Origin of the sequence: Flagellimonas pelagia (assembly GCF_003584135.1) — a bacterium.
GTDB classification, from domain to species: domain Bacteria; phylum Bacteroidota; class Bacteroidia; order Flavobacteriales; family Flavobacteriaceae; genus Flagellimonas; species Flagellimonas pelagia.
The window spans coordinates 25,668-48,588 of record NZ_QXFI01000032.1; the positions used below are offsets into that span (position 1 = coordinate 25,668).

A 22,921-nucleotide genomic window follows, 5' to 3' on the forward strand; every position below is an offset into this window, starting at 1 on the left:
GTGATATATGGTCGGTGCATTCCCATTTACTTACAATCCCATCGAAAACGGAATTTGAAGCCCATCAATATTTGCATTTGCCGGCCATTCATCGAAGTAGGATTACCGTTCATCGATGACACATCAAAACAGGGATATTTTCACTACAAAAACAATGCTTTTGACAACTATTAATTTTTTTAGCAGGGAAGTTGCCGCATCTTTGGAGTCCCAAATCTTTCCAAACTAAACCAGAAATGAAAAACTCCCCCAAAGTTCTTGAGGGAGTTTTTTTATGTCCTGATCAAACTGCCGAGAAAACGCTATTGGTCCATATCGTCTTCGAGCACCTCAATGATTTCATATCCGTTTTCTACTTCCTTGTACACGGCCTGATTGAGTTCGTGCATGGTTACCCCATCAAAATCGATTTCCTCAGCATCTTCGGGCAACTCCTTTACCACAGCTCCTATGGGTGGAGGGGCCACTTCGTATTCTCCATTAATCGGTTGGTAGAAAACTCCATCGGCATAATGGTACCGAGTGCCACGAACAGTAATGATGACTGCCGTGGTCGGCATCACTGCCAATCGAAATCCCCTTGGGGGGAAAGTTCTCACATAAATGCCTTTGCGGTACACATAATACATACCATCAACGGGATAATAGGAAATCTTTCTGTAAACAATGGGGGTGGTGTTGGCCGGCAACCGCCGTAATGTCCTACGGACGACCCTACGGTTATGTCTACGCACCTTTCTGCGTACCACTCTCTTTTCATGCCTGGTCACGACCTGCGCCTCGGCATATTCAGTAGTACCCACAAAAAAGAGGGCAAACAAAAACAATATCAGTTTTAGATTTTTCATATTGTTGAATTAATGGTTATAGGCCTAAGACTCCAATCCAAACCAAAGGTTTAATCGGGACAGGACATTAATTCAACAAACATTACCTTTTTCCTGAATTCTTTTGTTGTTCGGCCTGCTCCATCATTTCGCGCATCTTGCGCTGGAACTTGTTCTCCTTTTTCGGCTTCTTCTTGTTCTCTTGGATTCGTGCATGGATCTTCTCCTCGTCCAAAATGTAGTTCTTGATCACCAACATGATAAAAATGGTAATCAGGTTGGAGATGAAATAGTACAAACTCAACCCACTTGCATAATTGTTGAAGAAGAACAACATCATGATCGGAGATAGGTACATGATGAACTTCATATTGGGCATACCTGGCTGTTGCTGCATCTGCATGCTCTGACCCGTGGTCATCTGCATGTAGAAGAAAATGGCTATGGATGCCAATATAGGGAACAGACTTACGTGGTCACCATAGAAAGGAATGGTAAACGGCAAGTCAAAAATGGTATCGTAGGAAGACAAGTCATCTGCCCACAAAAAGGACCTTTGACGCAATGCAAAGGAAGTGGGGAAGAACATGAACAGTGCATAGAAAATAGGCAACTGCAACACAGCCGGCACACATCCGCTCATGGGGCTCACGCCTGCCTTGTTATAGACCTTCATGGTCTCTTGCTGCTTTTTCATGGCATTGTCCTTATACTTCTCGTTGATCTCAGTGATTTCAGGCTTCAATACTTTCATCTTGGCCTGTGAGAGATAGGACTTATAGGTTACGGGCGACATGGCCAAACGCACCAATATGGTCATGACGATAATGGCTATCCCAAAGGGTAGGAACGAGCTCAAGAACCCATAGAAAGGTGTAAAGACATGACGGTTGATCCATCCAAAAATCCCCCATCCGAAGGGAATGGTATCGACCAAACCTAAATCCTTGTAATCATCCAATACTTTTACATCGGTAGGGCCATAGTACCAATACATGTTCTGGGACAGTTCCCCACCTTGCAATTTTAAAGGGGCCTTTGTGCTATACTCTTTGGTGAAATGGAGTTCCTTGCTCTCTTCTTCCACCAAATTCTTGGAGGTAAGCTGTGCGGATTCAAATTGGTCATCGGTTGCCAAAATGGAACTGAAAAAGTGCTGACGGTACGACAGCCATTTTACGTCTTCCACGGATTCCTCATCCAAATCACTGTTCTCGGAAAGTTTACTGATTTTTCCATCTTCGTGGTTGTACGTCAAGCGGGTATAACGGTTTTCGTAACGTACACTTTTGCTATGGCGGATACCTTTCAGTTCCCATTCCAAAGTGACCGGCTTGCTGCTGTTCAACACACCGTTCAACCCTTGGGAACGCACCGTAAAGTTTACGAGGTATTCGTTGGGTTTCATTTCGTACCGATACTCCAAGAACTGATTGTCCGCTACTTTGGCTTTCATGGAAAGGACGTGGTTATCCCCACTTTTTGAAAGGCTTGGTTCAAAATACAGATCAGCGGTATTAAGTACCCTATTGTCCGAAGTGGTAAAATTCAAGGCAAAATTGGCATTGCCATCCTTCACCAAATACACAGGAACGGAATCGTAGGTGACAAAGTTCTTCATCCTGGCCTCCACAATCTGTCCTCCTTTGTTGGAAACCTCCAAATACAACACCTCGTTTTCCAACTTGGTGGTTCCATCAGAAACGGCACTAAAGCCGAATGCCCCTACACCGCTCTTATATTCGGCAACTGCCGTGGAATCGTTAAGATTGATGGTTTGGGTTTCCTTGATGGTGGGTTTTTGGGCCTCTTCCTCAACTTTCTTCGCTTCTGCCTCAACTTGCTCCTGTTCCGCTTTCTGGGCCTCCAACTCTTCTGGGGTAGGCTGATTTTGGTAAAACATGAAAATGAGTATCCCAAAAATCAGTACAAATCCAATAATGGAATTGATATCCAGCTTCTTTTCTTCCATGAAAATTATTTAGTAGAAATCTTTATCGGTATTTCCGGTGGCAAATATATGTCCAAAACCGCAGTTTATGCCAAACTGGCATTCTTTTGTTTTTGTTTCTGTGCCAAAACTGCCTTTACAAAGCCAACGAACAAAGGATGCGGGTTTGCCACGGTACTCTTGTATTCTGGATGGTACTGTACTCCTATGAACCAAGGGTGCGATGGTATTTCCACCACTTCCACAAGTCCAGTTTTAGGGTTGGATCCAGAAGCTACCAATCCAGCGTCTTCCATTTGTTGCTTGTACTCGTTGTTGAATTCATATCGATGCCTGTGTCGTTCGGAAATATCAGAAGCACCATACACCTTCTCTGCTAGGCTACCCGGTTTCAAATGACAGTCCCAAGCTCCCAAACGCATGGTACCTCCTTTATCCTTTACGTTTTTCTGTTCCTCCATCAAACTGATCACAGGATATGGGGTGTCCTTGTCCATTTCGGTGGAATTGGCGCCTTCCAGGCCCAAAATATTTCGGGCAAATTCAATGACCGCCATTTGCATGCCCAAACAGATGCCCAAAAACGGAATATCGTTCTCACGGGCATACTGTACCGCCTTTACCTTACCTTCAATACCGCGTTCCCCAAAACCGGGAGCGACCAAAATACCATCCAATCCCATCAATTTTTTATCGACGTTCTTCACGGACAGATGTTCGGAATGTATGGAACGTACCTCTACCTCTACCTCATTGGTAGCACCGGCGTGTATAAATGCTTCTTGTATGGATTTATAGGAATCGGGCAATTCCACATATTTCCCTATCAAACCAATGGTGACCTTGTTCTTTGGGTTTTTGTGTCGCTTCAAAAATTCCTTCCATTGGGTCAGATCCGGTTCTTTGGTATTGGGCAATGCCAACTTTTCCAACGTAACGGTGTCCAAGCCTTCTTCCTGCATTAAAACAGGTACATCATAAATGGTAGAGGCATCTATGGATTGGATCACAGCTTCTTTTCTCACATTACAGAAAAGAGCCAACTTGGATTTGATATCATCAGAAATTTCGTGCTCTGTTCGGCAAACCAAAATATCGGCTTTGATCCCGCTCTCCATCAACGTTTTTACGGAGTGTTGTGTGGGTTTGGTCTTCAATTCCCCAGCAGCTGCCAAGAAAGGCACCAAGGTAAGATGCACCACAATACCGTTGTGCTCTCCCAATTCCCAAAGCAATTGACGAACCGCTTCAATATAAGGTAGTGACTCAATGTCACCCACCGTACCCCCAATTTCAGTGATGACGATATCGTAATCGCCGCTCTTGCCCAAAATCTGGATACGCTCCTTGATCTCGTTGGTGATATGGGGTACTACCTGTACGGTTTTCCCCAAAAATTCTCCCCTTCGTTCCTTTTCAATGACACTTTGGTAAATTCTACCCGTGGTCACGTTATTGGCTTGGGAAGTGCGCACGTTCAAAAAACGTTCGTAATGACCAAGGTCCAAATCGGTTTCGGCACCATCATCGGTCACATAGCATTCCCCGTGTTCGTACGGATTCAATGTTCCTGGATCCACATTGATGTAGGGATCTAACTTTTGTATGGTGGTCCGGTATCCCCTGGCCTGTAGCAATTTGGCCAAGGATGCGGCGATGATTCCTTTACCCAAAGAAGAAGTAACGCCTCCCGTAACGAAAATGTACTTGGTCTGTGACATATTGATCTTTCTATTACGGGGCGTAAAGTTACAAATTGCCGCGCAGAAATCAGGAAGATTGCCTAGGAAATTCTTTTTGAAGTTTTCTGATGATGGGTTCCAGGTTGTTATCCTTAATAGTGAGCATAATGTTCAAGAACTTTCCCAGCTTGCCTTCCGGGAAACCTTTTTGTTGGAACCAGACCAAATACGGCAAAGGCAAATCTATCAAATAGCGCCCCTTGTATTTTCCATAGGGCATCTTATAATGGGCAAGCTCCAAAAGCTCTTTTGAATCGGGTTTGATTTCCATTTGTATGTCTAATGTACTATCTTTCGAATAACAAATCCGTATAATGAGACGTAGAAATTTTATAGCCACTGCGGCCATCGGGTCCGCAGGGTTGGCTTCCACTTCCGCCATGGCGTCCGGCCAGGGGCAGGCCAAGGAATTCAAATTGAAGAACAATGTGAACCATAGCGTTTGCCAGTGGTGTTTTGATGATATTCCCTTGGAGGATTTTTTAAAGACCTTGAACGAACTGGGGATAAAGGCCATCGACTTGATCGGTCCGAAGGATTGGCCCTTGTTGAAGAAATATGACATCCATTGCTCCATGTGCAACGGGGCGGAGATCAGTCTTACCGAAGGATGGAACAACCCCAAATACCATGAACAACTCATTAAAAATTATACGGAAATCATTCCCCAAGTGGCAGAAAACGGATACACCAACCTCATCTGCTTTAGCGGAAACCGCAATGGGATGAATGATTATGTGGGCCTTCAAAATTGTGTGGACGGACTTTCTCAGATCATTCCCTTGGCCGAAAAACATGGGGTTGTAATCCAAATGGAACTTTTCAACCAAATAAACCATCCCGATTATATGTGCGATAAAAGTCTGTGGGGCGTGGAGCTATGCAAACATTTGGGCAGCGATAATTTCAAACTCTTGTTCGATATCTACCACATGCAGATCCAAGAAGGCGATATTATCCGAAGCATCCAAAATTATCATCCTTATTTTGGGCACTATCATACCGCAGGTGTTCCAGGTCGCCATGAAATCGATGAAACCCAGGAATTGTATTATCCTGCCATTATCAAGGCTATTATGGCCACTGGGTTTAAAGGTTATGTGGCACAAGAATACATCACTACTTGGGAAGATCCCATTGCTGCCCTGAAGGATGGGTTTATGAGGTGTGATGTTTGACTTTCAGCCAACTGATTCAATTTGCTTCTTCTTCCATCAACAAAGGTCCATTTAATCCTATCCTTTTGATGTTGTGATATTTATCATGACACAGGATTTGATTTGAGTATAATTTTACTCGAAAAGAAAATGTGCCATGAAAATCTTTGTCTTGTTGGGCCATCCAGATTCCAGTAGTTTTAATGGTCAAATAGTTGACGCATACAGTACCAATGCACAGAAAAAAGGTCACGAAGTAAGGATCCAAAAACTGGGGGAAATGCAGTTTGATTCTATACTGTGGAAAGGATACAAAGTTGTACAGGATTTGGAGCCCGACCTAAAAAAGGCACAGGAAAATATAGTGTGGTGCAACAAATGGGTTGTGGTCTACCCTATCTGGTGGGGTGCTGTTCCCGCCCTTCTCAAAGGATTCTTTGATAGAACATTATATTCTGGCTTTGCCTATAAATATCATGAAAAGGACCCGCTTTGGGACAAACTTCTAAAAGGTAGGTCAGGGGAAATCATCACTACGTGCGACGCCCCAAAATACTGGATTCGATGGATGTACGGAAACAGCGACCTAAAATCCGTGAAACGCGCCACCATGCAATTCTGTGGGATATCCCCTGTGAAGGTCACAAGAATTTCAAGGATGAAATACCTGAACGAAACACAAAGGCAAAGGTGGATTTCGAAAATCATCAACCAAATACCTTCCACAACATCCTGATCATTTCCAAATAGGATTGCTACCATAGAAATAGTACATTAGTAAATGGTTGGGGCCATGGCCCCAATTGAGGAATTGCACAAAAACCAACTAAACAACTACATTTATGAAACGGCGACAATTCATCCAACGTACCGCTCTGGCCTCCAGTGCCACAATGTTTATGGGGCTTGGTGCCTGTGCCACCCCTACCGAAAAAGGATTGGACAGCATTGGAATCCAACTATTTTCCCTACCCAAAATGCTAGAACAAGATCTTGAAGGCAGTTTGGCCATGTTGTATCAAATGGGATACAAGGAAATCGAAATTTATGGGCCATACCCTTTTAGCTCATCTGCAGCACAGGAGCGGTGGAAACAGATAACCCCTAGTTTGGGTTTCAGTGGAAGTGGGTTCTTCGGAAAAACCGCTAAGGAATTCAAGGTCTTGTTAGATGAATATAGGCTGAAGGCTACCTCGGGCCATATTGATATCGTGACCCTGGAAACCAACATGCCCCAAGTTGGTGAAGCGGTTCGCACCTTGGGCATGGAATGTTTGGGCATGTCCGCTATTCCGAATGATTTGAGACAAACCTTGGACGACTATAAACGCATGGCCGACCGATTCAATAAAATTGGGGGAAATGCCAAAAAGGAAGGTTTTAAATTTTTATACCACAACCACGGCTATGGGTTACACGAAATGGAGGGTCAAATTCCGTTGAACCTTCTACTGGAGAACACAGATCCAGACCTTGTGGTTTTTGAAATGGATATTTATTGGACCACTGCCGGTGGTATGGACCCTGTTGAACTCCTAAAATCCAATCCCGGCCGATATATTGCCCTGCACTTGAAGGACATGAAGGAAATTACCCATTTTAAAGGGGATGGGGGTACTGCAGATCAATGGACCGACCTCTGGCCCCTAATGACCACCGTGGGCGATGGCGCCATGGATATTCCTGCCATCGTTCATCAGGCACAACAGTCTGGTGTAAAACACTTTTTTGTGGAACAAGATTTAGTGGACAACCCTAGATTGGCCTTAAAGAAAAGTATTGACTTTTTGAGGACGATTTAACGAAGTAGAATTCAGGATTTCCAGAGACTAGAATTTAGCTTTCTTCTTGTAATGCTTCTTCAATTTTTTGGTTCCATTCCACCTGTTTTTCCGGGTTTCTGGAAAAATTGGTTTCCCAATCATATTGATCTTGGTAATCCTTTAAAGCTCTTAAGATATCCTTATAGATTTTTCGCACTTCTTCCTTAACATCATCTGAAAAAGAGGTACGGCGTAACCGATTACGCATTTTACGGGCGAAGAGTTCAGCGATGTCGAAATGGAGTTGCTCGTGCGCCAGGGTATTATCGGTGCATACCGAAGGTTTGTACCACGATTCATTGGAATAAAAATAGGCATTTACCTTAAAGTCCAGCTTTACCTCGTGATGCAGTAAATTGGCAGTGTAGGTATAGCTGATACCGCTTGCCGTTGTGGCAGCAGGAACGGCCGCAGGAGGCACTTTGCCCTTAAAATCCGACCAACTGAGTCGCTTGTTTTCATCCCAAAGGATTCCTTCCTCAATTTCTTGTGCAAATCCCAAAAAGCCGAGGAACAAAATACATCCTATGGAAATTATTTTACCCAATGGAATTCGATTACTCTTTCTATATCTGGATGCAAACTATAATGGACAGGGCAGGTTTGGGCGGTGTGCAACAATATTTTCCTGTTCTTTTCAGAAACATCGGCAGGCATCTCCAATTTGACTTCAATTTTGGAAATCCGCCTTGGATTGGCGGCCATATGTTTGGTCACTTCTGCAGTGGAACCGGTAAGGTCCACTCCAAGGTCACGGGCCTTGATCCCCATCATGGTCATCATACAATTGGCAAGGCCGGTGGCCACCGTATCGGTTGGGGAAAAGGCTTCTCCCTTGCCGTTGTTGTCAATGGGAGCATCCGTAATATATTCATTTCCAGACCTCACGTGTACACATGTAGTTCTCAGGTTTCCGTTATAGGTTACTTTTGAGGTCATCCAACTTTACTTCTTTGATTTGCAAATCCTCATACTCCATGATGTAACAGGCCTTATTAAAATAACCCGAGGTCCAGTCATTGAAATAATCAAAACTATTGCCTGTATACTCGGTAAGCCCTATAATCTTGGAAGTTTCAAAAAGGTTGTTCTTGTGCGCCAATTTTAACAACACATCGAACGTAACGTCAAAACCTCGGATGGCATAGCGATCTGGCTGATTCCCATTGAACCGTTTTGCATAGGCTTTGGTAAAGCTATCCGAACCCACTTCCCTATAAAGGGAAGGATAAGTAAATCTTAAATTAGACAAATGTGTCTTGGATACCGCTTCGTCCTCAAAAGCGCCGCTATAACTTGTGGTGAACATGCGTACTTTTATATCGCCTGTATTGGCAGAGTTGAGAATAGAGGTAACACTGGAGACCATATTGGGTTGGTCCGTTTCCAAGAAAACCCAATTCTCCCTGTCTTCCGATAGTTTAATCAGAAACTCATCCAAGTGTAGAGATCTGTTATCGATTATTTTGGCTATTTGTGCTGCTGGAAACTTGCCTAAAATGGAATCATGCGATACCTGATGTGTGGAGTCTGCAATGATAATCACATTTTCATTCTTATATATCTTCTTCATATAAGAAAGCATCTTATCGCGCAAAATCGCATCCCTTGGCACCGAAAAGAACACATTACCATGGCTCAATTGACTATCGGAAGTAATCGGTGCGATTACCGGAATGTTTTTGGTAGCTGCATGGACGGCCACTTCATCCAATGCACCCGAGGCAAACGGACCAATAATGGCACTTACACCTGCAAGGTTGTCCCTAAACAAGATTTCTTTGACCTTGGTTTGACTCAATTCTGTATCATAGGTTTTCACATCGACCGAAACACCCAACTTTTTGATGGAATCCAAGGCCATTAGAGCACCTGTATAAAAACCAAGACTTAGGTTAATATCTCTACGCGTCTTTATCAGGCCTTCTGTTTTTTCCCTATCGTTCAGGTCTACTTTGTCCAATCTAAAAGGAAGCATAAACACCAGCTTGGGCCTGTTAGCCACATCAATACTGTCCACAAGGTTTACCTTGTCCAGCACCAAGGCATTTTTCACCTCCAGTCCCGCAGCCTTTTCTTTGGGAAGTTTAAGTACCATCCCAGCTTTAAGGCCATTTTCCAAATCAGGGTTCAGACGAAACAATTCTTCCCTGGATATTTTCAGGTTCTGGGTAATCCTAAATATATTCTGCTTGGGCTTGACTTCGTAAAAGATGTAGTTTTCTGTGTTGACCACTCCTGCATCGCTTCGTTTTTTGGGCAGACGGATGACCATTCCTTCCTTAAGCCCACCCTCTTTCATAATCTCAGGGTTCAGCTTCACGATGGAATCAGAAGGAATGCCATATTCCCTACCTAAACTATATAATGTCATTTTTGAAGGAACGGTATAAGAAGTGAACAATTCCACTTTCTGTTCCTTAAGGCTATCACCCTTGGGTCTTGGCAATTTCAGTTCTTGACCGGCCGCCAAATAATCCGTGTTCTTGACCAACTCCGGATTCAAAAGTAGAAGGCTATCCACTGTAATCCCGTATTTGTGGGCAATACTCCATCGGGTTTCTTTGGGTTGCACCACATAGGTTTCAAAATCCAGTTCCTTATCTTCGTTCGGATCCACTTCAGGAAATTTGGGGATTTGAAGTACCATACCCTTTTTAAGGGATTCGGAGTACAATTCGCGGTTGTAGCGCTTCAACTGTTCCTCCGTGATTTTGTACTTCTGGGTCAGCCCAAAAAGAGTTTCTTTTTTGCGCACCCTGTGCCGGGTAAAGCCGATAGGTTTTATTTCTTCCTGCTCAACCTTCTCCTCCTTTTTCTCAATGGTGGCATTGCCATTGATTGGAATGACCAAGATGGTGTTCACCTTAACATCTGAGGCACTCTTGATCTCTTTGTTGGCCTGAAGGATGGAATATGGGGTAACCCTATATTTCTGCGAGATGCTCTGTAGCGTCTCCCCTTCCTTTACGGCATGCGTGGTATAGTTTTGTGCGGAAACTGGAATTGCGGCCAAAAAAAGAACCGCCAAAACCAGTCGTAAAATTGTTTTTTTCATTCCCATTCTATAGTTGCAGGTGGTTTTGAGCTAATGTCGTACACTACTCTATTAACGCCCTTAACCTTGTTTATTATATCATTCGAGGTCTTTTGCAGGAACTCGTAGGGTAAATTTACCCAATCGGCCGTCATACCATCGGTACTTTCCACGGCTCGGAGCGCCACACATTTCTCATAAGTACGCTCATCTCCCATGACCCCTACACTATCTACGGGTAAAAGCATGGCTCCGGCCTGCCAAACCTTGTCATAAAGTCCCCATTTTTTTAAACCTTCAATAAAAATAGCATCCACTTCTTGCAAAATAGCCACTTTTTCGGCAGTAATATCGCCCAAGATACGGATTCCCAAACCAGGGCCTGGAAATGGGTGTCGGCCCAAAATTTCTGGGGACATCCCCATACTGGCTCCCACTCTTCTCACCTCATCCTTGAACAACATTTTTAAGGGCTCCACCACTTTCAATTTCATATAATCTGGCAACCCACCCACATTATGATGGCTTTTGATCACTGCTGAAGGTCCTCCACTTGCCGAGACGGATTCGATCCTATCGGGATAAATGGTTCCTTGGGCCAGCCATTTGGCATTTTCCACTTTATGTGCCTCATCATCAAAAACTTCTATAAACACCCTTCCAATGATCTTTCTTTTCCCTTCAGGATCCGATTCACCCTTCAGTGCATCCAAAAAACGTGCCGAAGCATCCACGCCCTTTACATTGAGCCCCATATGCTTGTACTGATCCAGAACACTTTCAAACTCATTCTTGCGTAAAAGACCGTTGTTCACAAAAATACAATGGAGGTGGTCCCCTATGGCCTTGTGCAATAACATGGCCGCCACACTGGAATCCACACCGCCGGATAGACCAAGAATCACTTTATCGTCCCCGATTTCCTTTTTCAATTCCTCTACCGTGGTTTCCACGAAGGCATCAGGTGTCCAGTCCTGCTTTAATCCGGCAATGTTCACCAAAAAGTTTTCCAATAATTTTTTCCCGTCGGTGGTGTGGTACACCTCGGGGTGAAACTGTATCCCATAAGTAGTTTCGCCATCGATCTTGAAAGCTGCATTTTCCACATCATGTGTACTGGCCAAGCGAACACCGCCCTTGGGAAGTTCCTTGATGGTATCGCTATGGCTCATCCAAACTTGGCTTCCTTGGTTCAACCCTTTTAAAAATTCTTCATCATTTTTCACGAAGGATAAATTGGCCCTACCATACTCGCGGGTAGCGGATGGTGCCACATTACCCCCGTTGAAATGGGACAGATATTGTGCTCCATAGCAAATGCCCAACAAGGGTTTCTTGCCTTTTATTTCCGAAAGATCTGGGTGCGGAGCTTGCTCCGACCGCACCGATGAAGGTGACCCTGATAAAATCACGGCCTTGTAATCGGACAGGTCTTTGGGTAGTTTGTTAAAGGGTTTTATTTCAGAGTAAATGTTGAGTTCCCTCACGCGTCTGGCGATCAATTGGGTGTACTGGGAACCAAAGTCTAGAATAAGTACGTTGTTATGCATGGGCAAAAATAGCAATTTGGTTTAGTTGGAAAAGTATCTTTTAATGGATATTTATGACAACTTTTTCAACGTAAGAAAGGGGGAACACCTTAAAGCGATACTTCTTTTGGAGCGTATCGGTATAAACTTTAAAGAACATAACCTAATGTAGTTTTTTTCTTAACATTTTTCGTCATTTCTTTGCAAACTGAAATAAACAGACCATGATCAAGGGATTCATTTTTGATTTGGATGGAGTGATCACCGATACGGCGGAGCTCCATTATGAAGCATGGAAAAAACTGTCGGACGAAATGGGCTGGCATTTTGACCGCGAGCTCAATGAAAAACTTAGAGGGATTTCCCGAATGGATTCCATAAAAGTAATCATGGACCACAACCGTGTTTCCCTTACCGATGATGCCGTAGTTGCCCTCTCCACAAAGAAAAACGATATCTATGTGGCCAGTTTGGACACCATGACTCCAAACGATTACCTACCGGGTGCCAAGGAACTATTGACGCATTTACGCCAAGAAGGATTTTTGGTAGCCTTGGGTAGTGCCAGTAAAAATGCCGCCAAAGTGCTCCAACAACTCAATGCCACCCATTTTTTTGATGTCATTGGCGATGGCAATAGTGTTGCCAAGAGCAAACCCGCACCTGATATCTTTTTGTATGCTTCCGAAAAATTGAAATTGCAGCCTAATAACTGTGTGGTATTCGAGGATGCCGAAAAAGGCATCGATGCAGCCATAGCAGGTGGTTTTCATAGTGTGGGCATCGGTCCGGCAGAAAGAGTGGGCCACGCGGAGGTCAGGTTCGATTCCATGAAAGAGGCCACTTTTTTCGAGGTCAAGTCGTTCTTTTCGGAGTTTTTCTAAAAAGCATATCCTGTCAAGTGTAATCGCTTCTTGTTCAAAAAGTTGTAGTAAATTGCTATTTTAGGAGGATAATTCAACCTCCATGAAACCCCGCACCAGTCTAGCTTGGCTCTTTTTTATTGGTCTATTTGCCAATGTTTGGGGTCAGGAAAATCAAAAAAAAATCGATAGCATCCTCCAGGTCATCAGACAGACGAAGATCGACACCGTTGCGGCGCGAAATTTTCTGGAACTGTCCGACCTTACCATGTACAACGATCCCAACAAAACTCTAGAATACTTGGAAAAGGCCCAAGCGCTGTACCAGAAAAATAAAAATGACAAGGGTGTGGCCAAATTATACGCCCAAAAGGCTAATTACTATTACCGACTCGGTAAAATTGACTCTGCCCGACAATACCTCAACTATTCGGTAGACCAATCTCTAGAACTCGGCGATACATTGCGGGCTTCGGTGATTCGGCACAACATTGGGATTCTGGACCATTACCAAGGCAATACGGAGAGTGCAAATACCATTATGGACCAGAACATTCCCGTTTTTAAAAAATTCAACGACTCCCTTCATTTGGGCAATGCCTACCTACTAAAAGGAAAAATAGGCATGACCAACGGTTTTTTTAATATCGCGCTTTTGGAAACCCAAAAGGCTTTGAAAATCCATGAGGCTTTGCACGACGATTTTAGAATGGCGGAAGATCTGTTTCAAATTGGAACCATATACCAGACCACAGAAGATCACGAAAAGGCCATTGCCATTTTTGAAGAAAGCATAGCCCACTACCAAAAAGTGGAAAACGATCAAAGCCGGGCACAAGTCCTAAATTATTTGGCGGACTCAAAAATCAAATTACATCAATTGGACTCTGCGGAAAAAGATCTGGACCTTGCTTTGGAGCTTTCCCGGAAACTGGAATATAACTCCAACATTGCAAGGGCCTATTTCAATAAAGGTCTGTTGGAATTTACCCGGGAAGCCTATCCTGACGCCATTGTGGATTTTGAATCAAGTCTGACCACTTGGAAAGACATAGGTTCCCCTTACAATGAGGCCACATCGCTGTTATATTTGGGTAGGACTTACCATAAACAGGGGGAATTAAAAAAGGCCCTGGCCAACATTGACAAAAGCTTGGAGATTGGAAAACAGCTACAAGATCCCGAAATTTTGGCCAAGGTGTATTTGACCAAAGCCGAAACCCTTGAAAGTTTGAAAGATTATGATGCAGCCTTGACCAATTTCAAGTTGAACAAATCCATCAGTGATTCCATTTTTACCTTGAAGCGCACCAAGGCCACGGAAGAGCTCAAAACCATTTACGAGACCGAGAAGAAGGAACAGCAGATCGCATTATTGGAGCAAGAAGCCAAAGTCAGCAATTTACAAAAACTACTCTTGGGCGTTGGACTTGGATTATCAGTATTGGTCTTTGGGTTCGGTTTTTATGGTATTCGCCAGAAATTAAAACGGAACAAATTGGAAAAGGAAAAGGTAGATGCTGAGCTGGCTTTTAAAAAGAAGGAACTCACCACACATGCTTTGCATTTGGCCAAAAAGAACGAGGTTTTGGAAGATTTAAAACAGAAAGCCGAAGCATTGAAGCAAACCGATGCTTCCAAAAACGGCTACCAACAACTTATCCGCACCATTGATTTTGACCTACAGGACGACAACAATTGGAAAAACTTTTCCCGATATTTTGAAGAGGTCCACAAAGATTTTAATAGCAATGTAAAGGCCAAGTTTCCGGATATCACGGCCAATGAACTGCGCTTGTTGGCACTGCTCAAGATGAACCTTTCTTCCAAAGAGATTGCCAATATCCTGAACATTTCACAAGAAGGCATCAAAAAGGCACGATACAGACTTCGCAAAAAATTGAACATCGCCACCGAAGATTCTCTCCAAGACCTGGTTTTAAGCCTCTAATAACTCTTCTGGGTGTCCACTTGATGTCCCTTTGCTAAAATAGGGGTGTCCACCTTTTGTCCACCATCATTATTTCCTTCCTCAAAATCAGCATTTTATGTTTGTTCCGTCATTGATTTTGACACAACAGTTTTGTGGTCTTGCTCGGCTAAGGGCTGCAGACCGTTACCGGGCGAGTCGCACAAAACAACAATCAAGTTTAACCACAAAACATCAGAATCATGAAAACAACCATGAAATTGTACAGCAGATTTTTGACCCTGACCTTAATCATCCTCTTTCTGGGATGCAGCAAGGAGAGTGATGGTGCTACCGACCCGAACCCTGATCCAGATAAACCGATGACCGTTGCCGAGGTGGTGGCCAGTGGTGATGGGTTCGAAGAATTTCCACCCACTACCACAGAAACGGAAGTTGAGGGCACAGAGCAATCAACGAACGAGGATTATGATAAAAAGGAGAGCGGTGAAAATGTGGAACAACGCTGGGTGTGCACCGAAAAGGAAGTGGACATTACAGGTGGTACCTATACCTTTCCCCTCTACAATACCAACGCATCTGTTATATGGCCCGGGAATCTTTTACAGGGCAAAACCTTGGACAACGCAACACCATCGGACATTGTTGTGAAACGTGCTGGCGGAAAAATCACCTATAATTTGGTGACCGGCAACCCAAAAGCTACGGTCACCGTGGATGTTGTGGATCAAGGTACCGTACAACAGGCCATGAACGATGTCATTGCACAGAATGGGGACATCACCCCAGCTAATTTCACCTTGGACGTTGTGGCCATCAACTCGAAAGAGCAATTGGCCTTGGAAATGGGCTTGAAGGCATCTACCTTGACCACCAAAGTAAGTTCCAGTTTTTCATACAACACCAGTTCCGAATATAGCAGTGTTTTGGTAAAATTGACCCAGGCCTATTACACCATGAGTTACGTAAAGCCCACCAGTTTGGATGAAGTCTTCGATGCAAGTGTAACGGGGGAACAACTCGCCAAATATATTCAATCGGATAATCCGGCAACCTTTGTTTCATCAGTGACCTACGGACGTATTTTTTACATGCTTTATGAGTCGACCGCATCGGCAGAAGATATGGAGTTTGCCCTGAAAGGCTCTTACAATGCCGTAGCTGGAAAAGTTAGTGGAAGTGTGGATATTGAATCGCTGAGGGAGTTCAACAACTTATCCGTTAAAGTGATTGCCTACGGTGGGGATTCCGAAGGCACCTTGAACGCCGTGGGTGCCACCTTTGGTGGGGAAGATGCTGTGGACAATTTAAAGGACATCGTGGACCGTCTTGCCGCCTCCAGTGACATTTCTGGGGGATTGCCCCTCTCCTATGTAGTGAATAGCCTGGAAGATCCCAGCGTAGTGGTGAGTACTAATTTGGCTACCAAATACACCGTAAAGAATTGTGAATTGAAGGGTGTTTTGCCACCAGGACTCTACAGTAGCCTTTTAGATCTTTTTGAGGATGGCATCGGTGCCATGGCACAATTGGGAAACAGTGATGTGCTCATTTTCAACAAAGCGGGGACACAATATGCTTGGTTCAATGGGAACACACCTGGTATCCTGAGTGATGGGGGCAGAAGAATTTTTGACATCACAGACCCCGATGCACCCTTGGGAGCACTTCAACTTTCCACGGTTGGGGCTGCAGTCCTATTTGCAGACAACCTTGCCCCGCGATTATACGTCTTCAGCGGTGATGGGTTCCAATTACAAATATTCAGATTGACCAATTATACGGCCAACAACCAATTACCAACGGAACCGATTGGAACGGCGGACAATCCTATCTTGGTAAACGAAACTTTTGGTGATAGTGGAAATTTCAACCTCGCTACCCAGGGAATTGGTGCAGCGGTAAAAGTTGGGGTTTCCTCCATGGCCTTTTTTGGACAGGATGGGGATGAATACCAAGTCTACAGTTCCGCTAGCGGTGGCAGTTGGGGCTCCTCCAAAGCCTCCAATGAATGGTTCGGAGACCCCTTGAGCATTGAAAACCATGGCGCCCTGTTTGATGAGGTAGGTGCAGCCACCCAGTTCAATATTGGTGGTTCCAGTGTTAGGTTCCTTTTTGTGAACAAAGAAGGGGATGAAATCATGGAATGGTTCTCATCGGCAACGACAGGTGAGGACCGCTTTGAAGGACCCTGGGTCATTAGATAGCACAAAGATTGAGTTAGCATAAAAAAAGCCCCGGGAACCACTCCGGGGCTTTTAAATAAAATCAAAACCAACCTAAACATATGAGTTAACCAACTCAAAATATTTACTTTTTCATAGCAATTTTCATTAATGGAACAACCAAGTAGGGAAATACCCTACCTAGTTTTTCAAAAATTTTCAAATTATTTTGATTTTATTCCTAAGAACCTGTTTTTAAAGGAATTAACTAGTGTTTCAAAATAATGAATTTCTCACAGAAAGGATCTAGTGTTTCAAACAATATGGGGATAAAGCTGTCTCCCATTTCAAGATAGAATTCGGAAAAGTTCCATTGACGTTCTTGAAGGGATTTGTTGGGGAACAACTCATTCTGAAGTTCGGTCAACCGTACCACATGGTCCTTCAATTTCCTTTTTTGGGCTTTCAACAATCGCTTCTCCAAGGCATCCAAACCTTTTTTCTGCTTGACTTCCTGCGCTTTCACCGCTCCCAAAAAACTTTCATCGGTCTGCTCGGCCAATTCATACAAATGCTTGAATTGCTCCTCCAACAGCTTTTTCTGGGGAGAGAAATCAATATCGATGTTGGAAATGTCCCGGATTTTTTTGTTGATCAGGGAATGCTGTTTCAAAAACAAATGGGAAATCTTCAGACCAAGTTTCTCCACTTTTTGGGACTGCTTTTCCGTGATGACCAATGCCGAGTTTCTGAGCATCAACATGGGATAGGGTACCCCAAGTGCCTCAAAATAGGATTTAAGTTCCAACCAATAGGCCAACTCACCTCCCCCACCAATATAGCAGAGGTTGGGCAATATCACTTCTTGGTACAAGGGCCTTGCCACCACGTTGGGAGAAAAGCGTTCGGGGTGGCTTTCCAATTCCTCCTCCAAAGCTTCAGGGGTAAAATCGATATGCGTGTTGATGACGTGGTACTTGCCCTGTTTCTCCACAATACGCTCGCGAAGGTTATCTTTCAGGTAGAAATAATTGATTTCCCGCGGGTTCACCTGTATGGTATAATCTGAGGATATTTTACTCAGTTCGGCTATGCTTTCCGATACTTTGGTAAAAGGAATCTGCTCAAAAATATCTTTCTTGGCATAGGGCACCAATAATTTTTTCAATTGGGCATCATCACCGTCCACGATGACCAAACCTTGTTCCCCAAAAAGGACATTGGCCAAAAACCGAGTAGCCTCGGCAAGGGTATTATGCTGCAAATAGGCTTGTTGAAACAGTTTTTTCAATACTTCCGATTGCCCAAACTGGCCAATTTCGGCAGCAAAGGTGTCAAACACCTGATCTAACCCGTCTGTGGACAAACGCCCCACCGCACCCTTGGCCTTTTTGTTCCATTGGATTTTCTTGCCATGCAGGTTGAAATAATTGATCTCATCAAAATCATGGTCCTCGGTGGCCATCCAATACACGGGAACAAAATGGTATTCCGGGTACGCCTCTTTCAGCTTTTGGGCCAAATTGATGGTGGAAACAATCTTGTACAGAAAATATAGAGGTCCGGTGAACAGGTTCAACTGGTGGCCCGTGACCACTGTAAAGGTTTTACTATCAGCCAGACGGGTAATATGTTCAGAAGTAGCTTCGGAAATTATGGTGTCCTGATATTGTTTCTGCAGGGCATCAACCAAAACTTTCCTATGGTTTTTGGGGAAACTTGCCTGTTTTTCTTGAATCTGTCCCGCAAAATTCTCCAATTTCGGATACCTGTTGAAGAATGGTCTTAGGTCTTCGTGTTGGTCTAGATAATCGCAAATAAGTTTGGAAAAATAACCTGTTTCCTTAAAGGGTATACAATCTATATCCATTCAAACTGTAATGAGGTGTTCAAAGATAACGTACTTCTCTTTTAGTCGTCCTAAAAATACGTTAATTGCATTTTTTGCATTTCTACCGTTCCCCCCATATAAAAATTAGGTGTCACGACCAATTTATTAGTAGATTTGGAATTCAACTAATTCAACCAAACATGACCCGTTTTTTATTTTCCCTCATTCTTCTTTTTTCCCTTACCCTTTCCGCACAACAGTTAAAATCCCCTTCCGAATTTTTGGGGTATGAGTTGGGAACCGAATTTACCCGTCACCACGAAGTGGTAGACTATTACGAGTATTTGGCCAAAGCCGCTCCTGATCGGGTTAAGCTTACCGTTTACGGACAGACCAACGAACGTAGGCCTTTGATCCTGGCTTATGTAAGCTCCGCGGAAAACATTTCCAATTTGGAAGGCATTCGGTTGGAACATTTAAAGGAGACTAAAGGAGAAGGAACTTCCGATAAAGCTATAGTTTGGTTGAGCTATAATGTGCACGGGAACGAAAGTGTGAGCACCGAAGCTTCCATGAAGACAATCTATGAATTGTTGACCAGCAAAAGTTCCTATCTTGAAAATACCGTGGTTATCATGGATCCCTGTATCAATCCTGATGGACGAGACCGGTACAGCAACTGGTACAATCAATACAAGAACACACCCAACCAAGTGGATCCCAATAGTAAGGAACACCATGAGGGCTGGTGGGGTGGCCGAAGCAACCACTACATGTTCGACCTGAACCGTGATTGGGCGTGGTTGACACAGGTGGAAAGTCAACAACGGTTAAAAATGTACAACCAATGGATGCCCCACGTACATGTTGATTTCCATGAGCAAGGGGTGAACAATCCCTACTACTTTGCCCCAGCAGCAGAGCCTTATCATGAGGTTATTACCGATTTCCAGCGTGACTTTCAAGTGACCTTGGGCCGCAACCATGCCAAATATTTTGATGCCAATGGGTGGTTTTATTTTACCAAAGAAGTCTTTGACTTGTTATACCCAAGTTATGGGGACACCTACCCCATTTACAATGGCGCCATTGGGATGACGTATGAACAAGGGGGTGGCGGAAGGGCCGGTCTGGGCATCATCACTGCAAATGGGGATACCCTGACTCTTAAGGATAGGATTGCGCACCACTATACCACTGGCATTTCCACAGTGGAGGTATCATCCAAGAACGCGGAAAAATTGAACGAAGAATTCAAAAAGTTCTACAAAAACCAAAATTTCAAATACAAAAGCTATGTGTTGAAGGGAGATGAGGACAAATTGAAATCCTTGAAATCCCTTTTGGAAAAACACCAGATCCAATACGGAGATCTAGCGAGCGGTTCCTACAAAGGCCATGAGTATGCCACGGGAAAAAGCGGAAGTATGTCCGTTAATGGCAATGGTATGGTGGTTTCCACCAATCAACCCAAGGGAACTTTGGTTACAGTTTTGTTCGAACCCAATGCCAAACTCTCGGATTCCTTGACCTATGATATCACAGCTTGGTCCCTACCCTATGCCTATGGTCTTGATGCAATAGCCTCATCTACATTGGTTGCACCACAAAGTGCCAAGGAAAATATGGTTTCAACATCGGTGGAAAAGGGAACCTATGCCTATTTAACAGACTGGAACAGTATAGAGGACGCCAAGTTCTTGGCCACTCTGATCAAAGAAGGGGTTCGCGTGCGTAAGGCCAATCTCCCCTTCAAGATGGAAGGAAAATCCTTTGACAGAGGAACCCTCATCATCACTAAATCGGACAATGAGCATAAAGCGGATTATGTTGAAATTCTTCATACAACCGCTCAAAAATTCCAAAAGAACCTGACCCCAGTAAGCACAGGTTTTGTAGATGCTGGAAAAGACTTTGGTTCTTCCTATGTGCAGATGATTACCAAACCTAAGATTGCTGTCTTATCAGGTGAACCGACCTCTACCCTACGTTTTGGAGAAATCTGGCACTTTTTTGAACAGCAACTCCATTATCCCATTACGGTTTTGGATGGTGATTACGCCAAAAGAGTAGACCTTGGGGAATACAATATTCTGATCCTTCCCGATGGCAGATACGGGAGCTATTTCAACGAAAGCCAACTTGCCGATTTAAAGGATTGGGTACGCCAGGGAGGCAAAATCATTGCAATGGGCGGCGCTATCGATGCCATTGACGGGGACAAAGGCTTCGGTATCAAGAAAAAGGAAATGGAGAAGGATTCAGGGGAAACCCAACCTAAGCCCTATGAAGATTGGGAACGAGAAGGTATCAAAAGTGCTATCACTGGGGCCATTTTCAAAACAAAGGTGGACAATACCAACCCATTGGCCTATGGTTATGGAAAGGACTATTTCACCTTAAAATTGGGAAGCTCCAGTTATGATTATTTACAAGGGGGCAGTGCAGTTTATCTAGAAAAAGATGCTAAACCGTTTTCTGGATTTGCAGGCAGTGAGGCCCAAAAACAAATTTCAGGGTCCTTGGTCTTTGGTACCGAAGGCGTTGGCAGAGGTCAAGTGATCTATATGGTGGACAATCCTTTGTTCAGAGGTTTTTGGGAAAACGGCAAGCTGTTCTTCGCCAATGCCCTATTTATGGTGGAATAAAATCCTTTTGACTGATTTTTAACTATTTACTAAGGTCTTTTGATGGTATTCGATATCCAAAATTTTGTATCTTTAAGTAGGATTTTGGGTAAAGATTATGGATTCACAACTAAACAAATTGCTTCCTAATTTGGGAAGTGTATCGACATCGTTGCTTTGGGCAATAATAGTCGTTTTATTAATGGGCCCTGCCCAAACTTTTGCCTTTCAAGAAGAGACAAACGATTACAACCAATACAGTGGTGAAGTTGTTGATGCATCCACCAACAAGCCCTTGGTTTTTGCCACATTGACTGTGGAAGGAACCAACATCAGTACCATATCCAACACTGAGGGAAATTTTCTATTGAAAATTCCCAAGGACATAACCAGTGAAAATGTGGTTGTGTCCTTTTTGGGCTATAAAACAAAAACGGTACCCTTGTCCGAACTTAAGGAGGAGAAAAACAAAATTTCATTGGAGATTTCCGTCACTCAATTATCGGAAATCAACATCAATGCCCCAAAGGATGCCATGGCATTGGTGAGGGAAACCATGGCCCACAGGGATGAGAATTATTTCGACAATTCTACCTTGATGACGGCCTTTTATCGGGAAACCATCAAAAAAAGAAGAAAGAATGTATCCTTGTCAGAAGCAGTGGTCAATATTTACAAATCACCTTATGATTCCAATCGGGATGATGCCGTAGAGTTGTACAAATCCCGTAAAAGTACCGATTATAGCAAATTGGATACGGTGGCCCTAAAACTGCAAGGAGGGCCATACAATACGCTATATGTGGATATCATGAAATATCCCGAATATATCTTCTCCAAGGAAGCCATGGCCAACTATAGATTTTGGTTCGACCGCTCCACGCGAATCAATGACAAATTGATTTATGTAGTCAAGTTTAACCAGCACGAAAATATCTTGGAACCCTTATACCAAGGGGAACTTTACATTGATGTGGAAAACAAGATCCTGACCGGCGCCATCTTTTCATTGAACATTACCGATCGGAAAAAAGCAGCAGAGCTATTTGTCCGCAGAAAACCCGCCAGGGTTGATGTGTGGCCCACAGAAGTTTCCTATCGGGTAGACTATCGGGAAAAGAACGGCAAATGGTATTATGGGTACAGCAGCGTTACCATGGAGTTCAAAGTGGACTGGGAAGACAAATGGTTCAATTCCGTGTACAGTATGAACGCTGAAATGGCTATCACTGATTGGGAAAACAACAGCACAGGAGAGCTACCCCGAAATAGGGAGCGCATCAAAAAATCCATTATCATGAGTGATGAGGCCACCGGTTTTTCCGACCCTGACTTTTGGGGAGAATATAATATCATTGAACCAGAGAAATCCATCGAGTCCGCCATCAAGAAAATCCAACGCCAATTGCGTAGGGCCGAACGTAATAGTGACTGATTGG

At 43.8% G+C, this 22,921-nt stretch carries 17 protein-coding genes; 8 read left to right on the top strand and 9 right to left on the bottom strand.

The annotated features are described in order from the left end of the window. Nucleotides 1-302: 302 nt before the first annotated feature. From D2V05_RS13875 to D2V05_RS13890, 4 genes are all read right to left on the bottom strand, one after another. Entirely contained in the window at nucleotides 303-848 is a 546-nt protein-coding gene (locus D2V05_RS13875) for a DUF6515 family protein (protein WP_119648231.1), read from the bottom strand. 82 nt (nucleotides 849-930) lie between these two features. Beyond that, a complete protein-coding gene (yidC, locus tag D2V05_RS13880) occupies nucleotides 931-2,799 on the bottom strand; it encodes a membrane protein insertase YidC (protein WP_119648232.1) in 1,869 nt (622 codons plus the stop codon). Between the two features lie 65 nt (nucleotides 2,800-2,864). Next, complete coding sequence (locus tag D2V05_RS13885) at nucleotides 2,865-4,499, bottom strand: CTP synthase (RefSeq protein WP_119648233.1); 1,635 nt, start codon at nucleotides 4,497-4,499, stop codon at nucleotides 2,865-2,867. 49 nt (nucleotides 4,500-4,548) lie between these two features. Then, the gene (locus D2V05_RS13890) at nucleotides 4,549-4,791 is read right to left on the bottom strand and encodes a DUF3820 family protein (RefSeq protein WP_119648234.1); all 243 of its coding nucleotides are present in this window, start codon (nucleotides 4,789-4,791) and stop codon (nucleotides 4,549-4,551) included. A gap of 43 nt (nucleotides 4,792-4,834) precedes the next feature. Between D2V05_RS13890 and D2V05_RS13895 the strand changes: the two genes are divergently transcribed. The 3 genes from D2V05_RS13895 (at nucleotide 4,835) to D2V05_RS13905 (ending at nucleotide 7,479) form a co-directional block, all read left to right on the top strand. Continuing rightward, the gene (locus D2V05_RS13895) at nucleotides 4,835-5,698 is read left to right on the top strand and encodes a hydroxypyruvate isomerase family protein (protein WP_119648235.1); all 864 of its coding nucleotides are present in this window, start codon (nucleotides 4,835-4,837) and stop codon (nucleotides 5,696-5,698) included. Nucleotides 5,699-5,834: 136 nt separating this feature from the next. Then, on the top strand, nucleotides 5,835-6,413 hold the full coding sequence (locus tag D2V05_RS13900; RefSeq protein ID WP_119648236.1) for an NAD(P)H-dependent oxidoreductase: 579 nt from the start codon (nucleotides 5,835-5,837) through the stop codon (nucleotides 6,411-6,413). 106 nt (nucleotides 6,414-6,519) lie between these two features. Then, nucleotides 6,520-7,479, top strand: a complete 960-nt coding sequence (locus D2V05_RS13905) for a sugar phosphate isomerase/epimerase family protein (protein WP_119648237.1) — start codon at nucleotides 6,520-6,522, stop codon at nucleotides 7,477-7,479. 34 nt (nucleotides 7,480-7,513) lie between these two features. On the opposite strand, the gene D2V05_RS13910 is transcribed toward D2V05_RS13905, so the two are convergent. From D2V05_RS13910 to guaA, 4 genes are read right to left on the bottom strand one after another with little or no spacing between them, the layout of a single operon-like run. Beyond that, complete coding sequence (locus D2V05_RS13910) at nucleotides 7,514-8,047, bottom strand: DUF922 domain-containing protein (protein WP_119648238.1); 534 nt, start codon at nucleotides 8,045-8,047, stop codon at nucleotides 7,514-7,516. Next, nucleotides 8,035-8,439 (bottom strand): OsmC family protein, encoded by a 405-nt coding sequence (locus D2V05_RS13915; protein ID WP_119648239.1) that lies wholly within the window; start codon nucleotides 8,437-8,439, stop codon nucleotides 8,035-8,037. The genes D2V05_RS13910 and D2V05_RS13915 overlap by 13 nt, the downstream gene beginning before the upstream one ends. Beyond that, a complete protein-coding gene (locus tag D2V05_RS13920) occupies nucleotides 8,417-10,558 on the bottom strand; it encodes a LysM peptidoglycan-binding domain-containing protein (protein ID WP_119648259.1) in 2,142 nt (713 codons plus the stop codon). The genes D2V05_RS13915 and D2V05_RS13920 overlap by 23 nt, the downstream gene beginning before the upstream one ends. Next, nucleotides 10,555-12,087 carry a glutamine-hydrolyzing GMP synthase gene (guaA, locus tag D2V05_RS13925; protein ID WP_119648240.1) on the bottom strand — a complete coding sequence of 511 codons (1,533 nt, stop codon included), beginning with the start codon at nucleotides 12,085-12,087 and terminating at the stop codon, nucleotides 10,555-10,557. Before guaA ends, D2V05_RS13920 begins: the two co-directional genes overlap by 4 nt. Before the next feature lie 203 nt (nucleotides 12,088-12,290). On the opposite strand from guaA, the gene pgmB reads away from it, so the two are divergent. From pgmB to D2V05_RS13940, 3 genes are all read left to right on the top strand, one after another. Then, complete coding sequence (gene pgmB / locus D2V05_RS13930; protein WP_119648241.1) at nucleotides 12,291-12,950, top strand: beta-phosphoglucomutase; 660 nt, start codon at nucleotides 12,291-12,293, stop codon at nucleotides 12,948-12,950. Nucleotides 12,951-13,032: 82 nt separating this feature from the next. Beyond that, nucleotides 13,033-14,880 carry a tetratricopeptide repeat protein gene (locus tag D2V05_RS13935; RefSeq protein ID WP_119648242.1) on the top strand — a complete coding sequence of 616 codons (1,848 nt, stop codon included), beginning with the start codon at nucleotides 13,033-13,035 and terminating at the stop codon, nucleotides 14,878-14,880. A 221-nt stretch (nucleotides 14,881-15,101) separates the two neighbouring features. Continuing rightward, entirely contained in the window at nucleotides 15,102-17,066 is a 1,965-nt protein-coding gene (locus tag D2V05_RS13940; RefSeq protein WP_119648243.1) for a thiol-activated cytolysin family protein, read from the top strand. A 226-nt stretch (nucleotides 17,067-17,292) separates the two neighbouring features. On the opposite strand, the gene bshC is transcribed toward D2V05_RS13940, so the two are convergent. Continuing rightward, nucleotides 17,293-18,894 carry a bacillithiol biosynthesis cysteine-adding enzyme BshC gene (bshC, locus tag D2V05_RS13945; RefSeq protein WP_119648244.1) on the bottom strand — a complete coding sequence of 534 codons (1,602 nt, stop codon included), beginning with the start codon at nucleotides 18,892-18,894 and terminating at the stop codon, nucleotides 17,293-17,295. Between the two features lie 161 nt (nucleotides 18,895-19,055). Between bshC and D2V05_RS13950 the strand changes: the two genes are divergently transcribed. Continuing rightward, on the top strand, nucleotides 19,056-21,503 hold the full coding sequence (locus tag D2V05_RS13950) for a M14 family metallopeptidase (RefSeq protein ID WP_119648245.1): 2,448 nt from the start codon (nucleotides 19,056-19,058) through the stop codon (nucleotides 21,501-21,503). Nucleotides 21,504-21,600: 97 nt separating this feature from the next. Then, entirely contained in the window at nucleotides 21,601-22,917 is a 1,317-nt protein-coding gene (locus D2V05_RS13955) for a carboxypeptidase-like regulatory domain-containing protein (protein WP_119648246.1), read from the top strand. Nucleotides 22,918-22,921: the final 4 nt, after the last annotated feature.

Excerpts from the sequence above, each read along its gene's own strand:
- D2V05_RS13875 (WP_119648231.1), bottom strand. The coding sequence starts at position 848 with ATGAAAAATCTAAAACTGATATTGTTTTTGTTTGCCCTCTTTTTTGTG.
- yidC (WP_119648232.1), bottom strand. The coding sequence starts at position 2,799 with ATGGAAGAAAAGAAGCTGGATATCAATTCCATTATTGGATTTGTACTG.
- D2V05_RS13885 (WP_119648233.1), bottom strand. The coding sequence starts at position 4,499 with ATGTCACAGACCAAGTACATTTTCGTTACGGGAGGCGTTACTTCTTCT.
- D2V05_RS13890 (WP_119648234.1), bottom strand. The coding sequence starts at position 4,791 with ATGGAAATCAAACCCGATTCAAAAGAGCTTTTGGAGCTTGCCCATTAT.
- D2V05_RS13895 (WP_119648235.1), top strand. The coding sequence starts at position 4,835 with ATGAGACGTAGAAATTTTATAGCCACTGCGGCCATCGGGTCCGCAGGG.
- D2V05_RS13900 (WP_119648236.1), top strand. The coding sequence starts at position 5,835 with ATGAAAATCTTTGTCTTGTTGGGCCATCCAGATTCCAGTAGTTTTAAT.
- D2V05_RS13905 (WP_119648237.1), top strand. The coding sequence starts at position 6,520 with ATGAAACGGCGACAATTCATCCAACGTACCGCTCTGGCCTCCAGTGCC.
- D2V05_RS13915 (WP_119648239.1), bottom strand. The coding sequence starts at position 8,439 with ATGACCTCAAAAGTAACCTATAACGGAAACCTGAGAACTACATGTGTA.
- D2V05_RS13920 (WP_119648259.1), bottom strand. The coding sequence starts at position 10,558 with ATGAAAAAAACAATTTTACGACTGGTTTTGGCGGTTCTTTTTTTGGCC.
- guaA (WP_119648240.1), bottom strand. The coding sequence starts at position 12,087 with ATGCATAACAACGTACTTATTCTAGACTTTGGTTCCCAGTACACCCAA.
- pgmB (WP_119648241.1), top strand. The coding sequence starts at position 12,291 with ATGATCAAGGGATTCATTTTTGATTTGGATGGAGTGATCACCGATACG.
- D2V05_RS13935 (WP_119648242.1), top strand. The coding sequence starts at position 13,033 with ATGAAACCCCGCACCAGTCTAGCTTGGCTCTTTTTTATTGGTCTATTT.
- D2V05_RS13940 (WP_119648243.1), top strand. The coding sequence starts at position 15,102 with ATGAAAACAACCATGAAATTGTACAGCAGATTTTTGACCCTGACCTTA.
- bshC (WP_119648244.1), bottom strand. The coding sequence starts at position 18,894 with ATGGATATAGATTGTATACCCTTTAAGGAAACAGGTTATTTTTCCAAA.
- D2V05_RS13950 (WP_119648245.1), top strand. The coding sequence starts at position 19,056 with ATGACCCGTTTTTTATTTTCCCTCATTCTTCTTTTTTCCCTTACCCTT.
- D2V05_RS13955 (WP_119648246.1), top strand. The coding sequence starts at position 21,601 with ATGGATTCACAACTAAACAAATTGCTTCCTAATTTGGGAAGTGTATCG.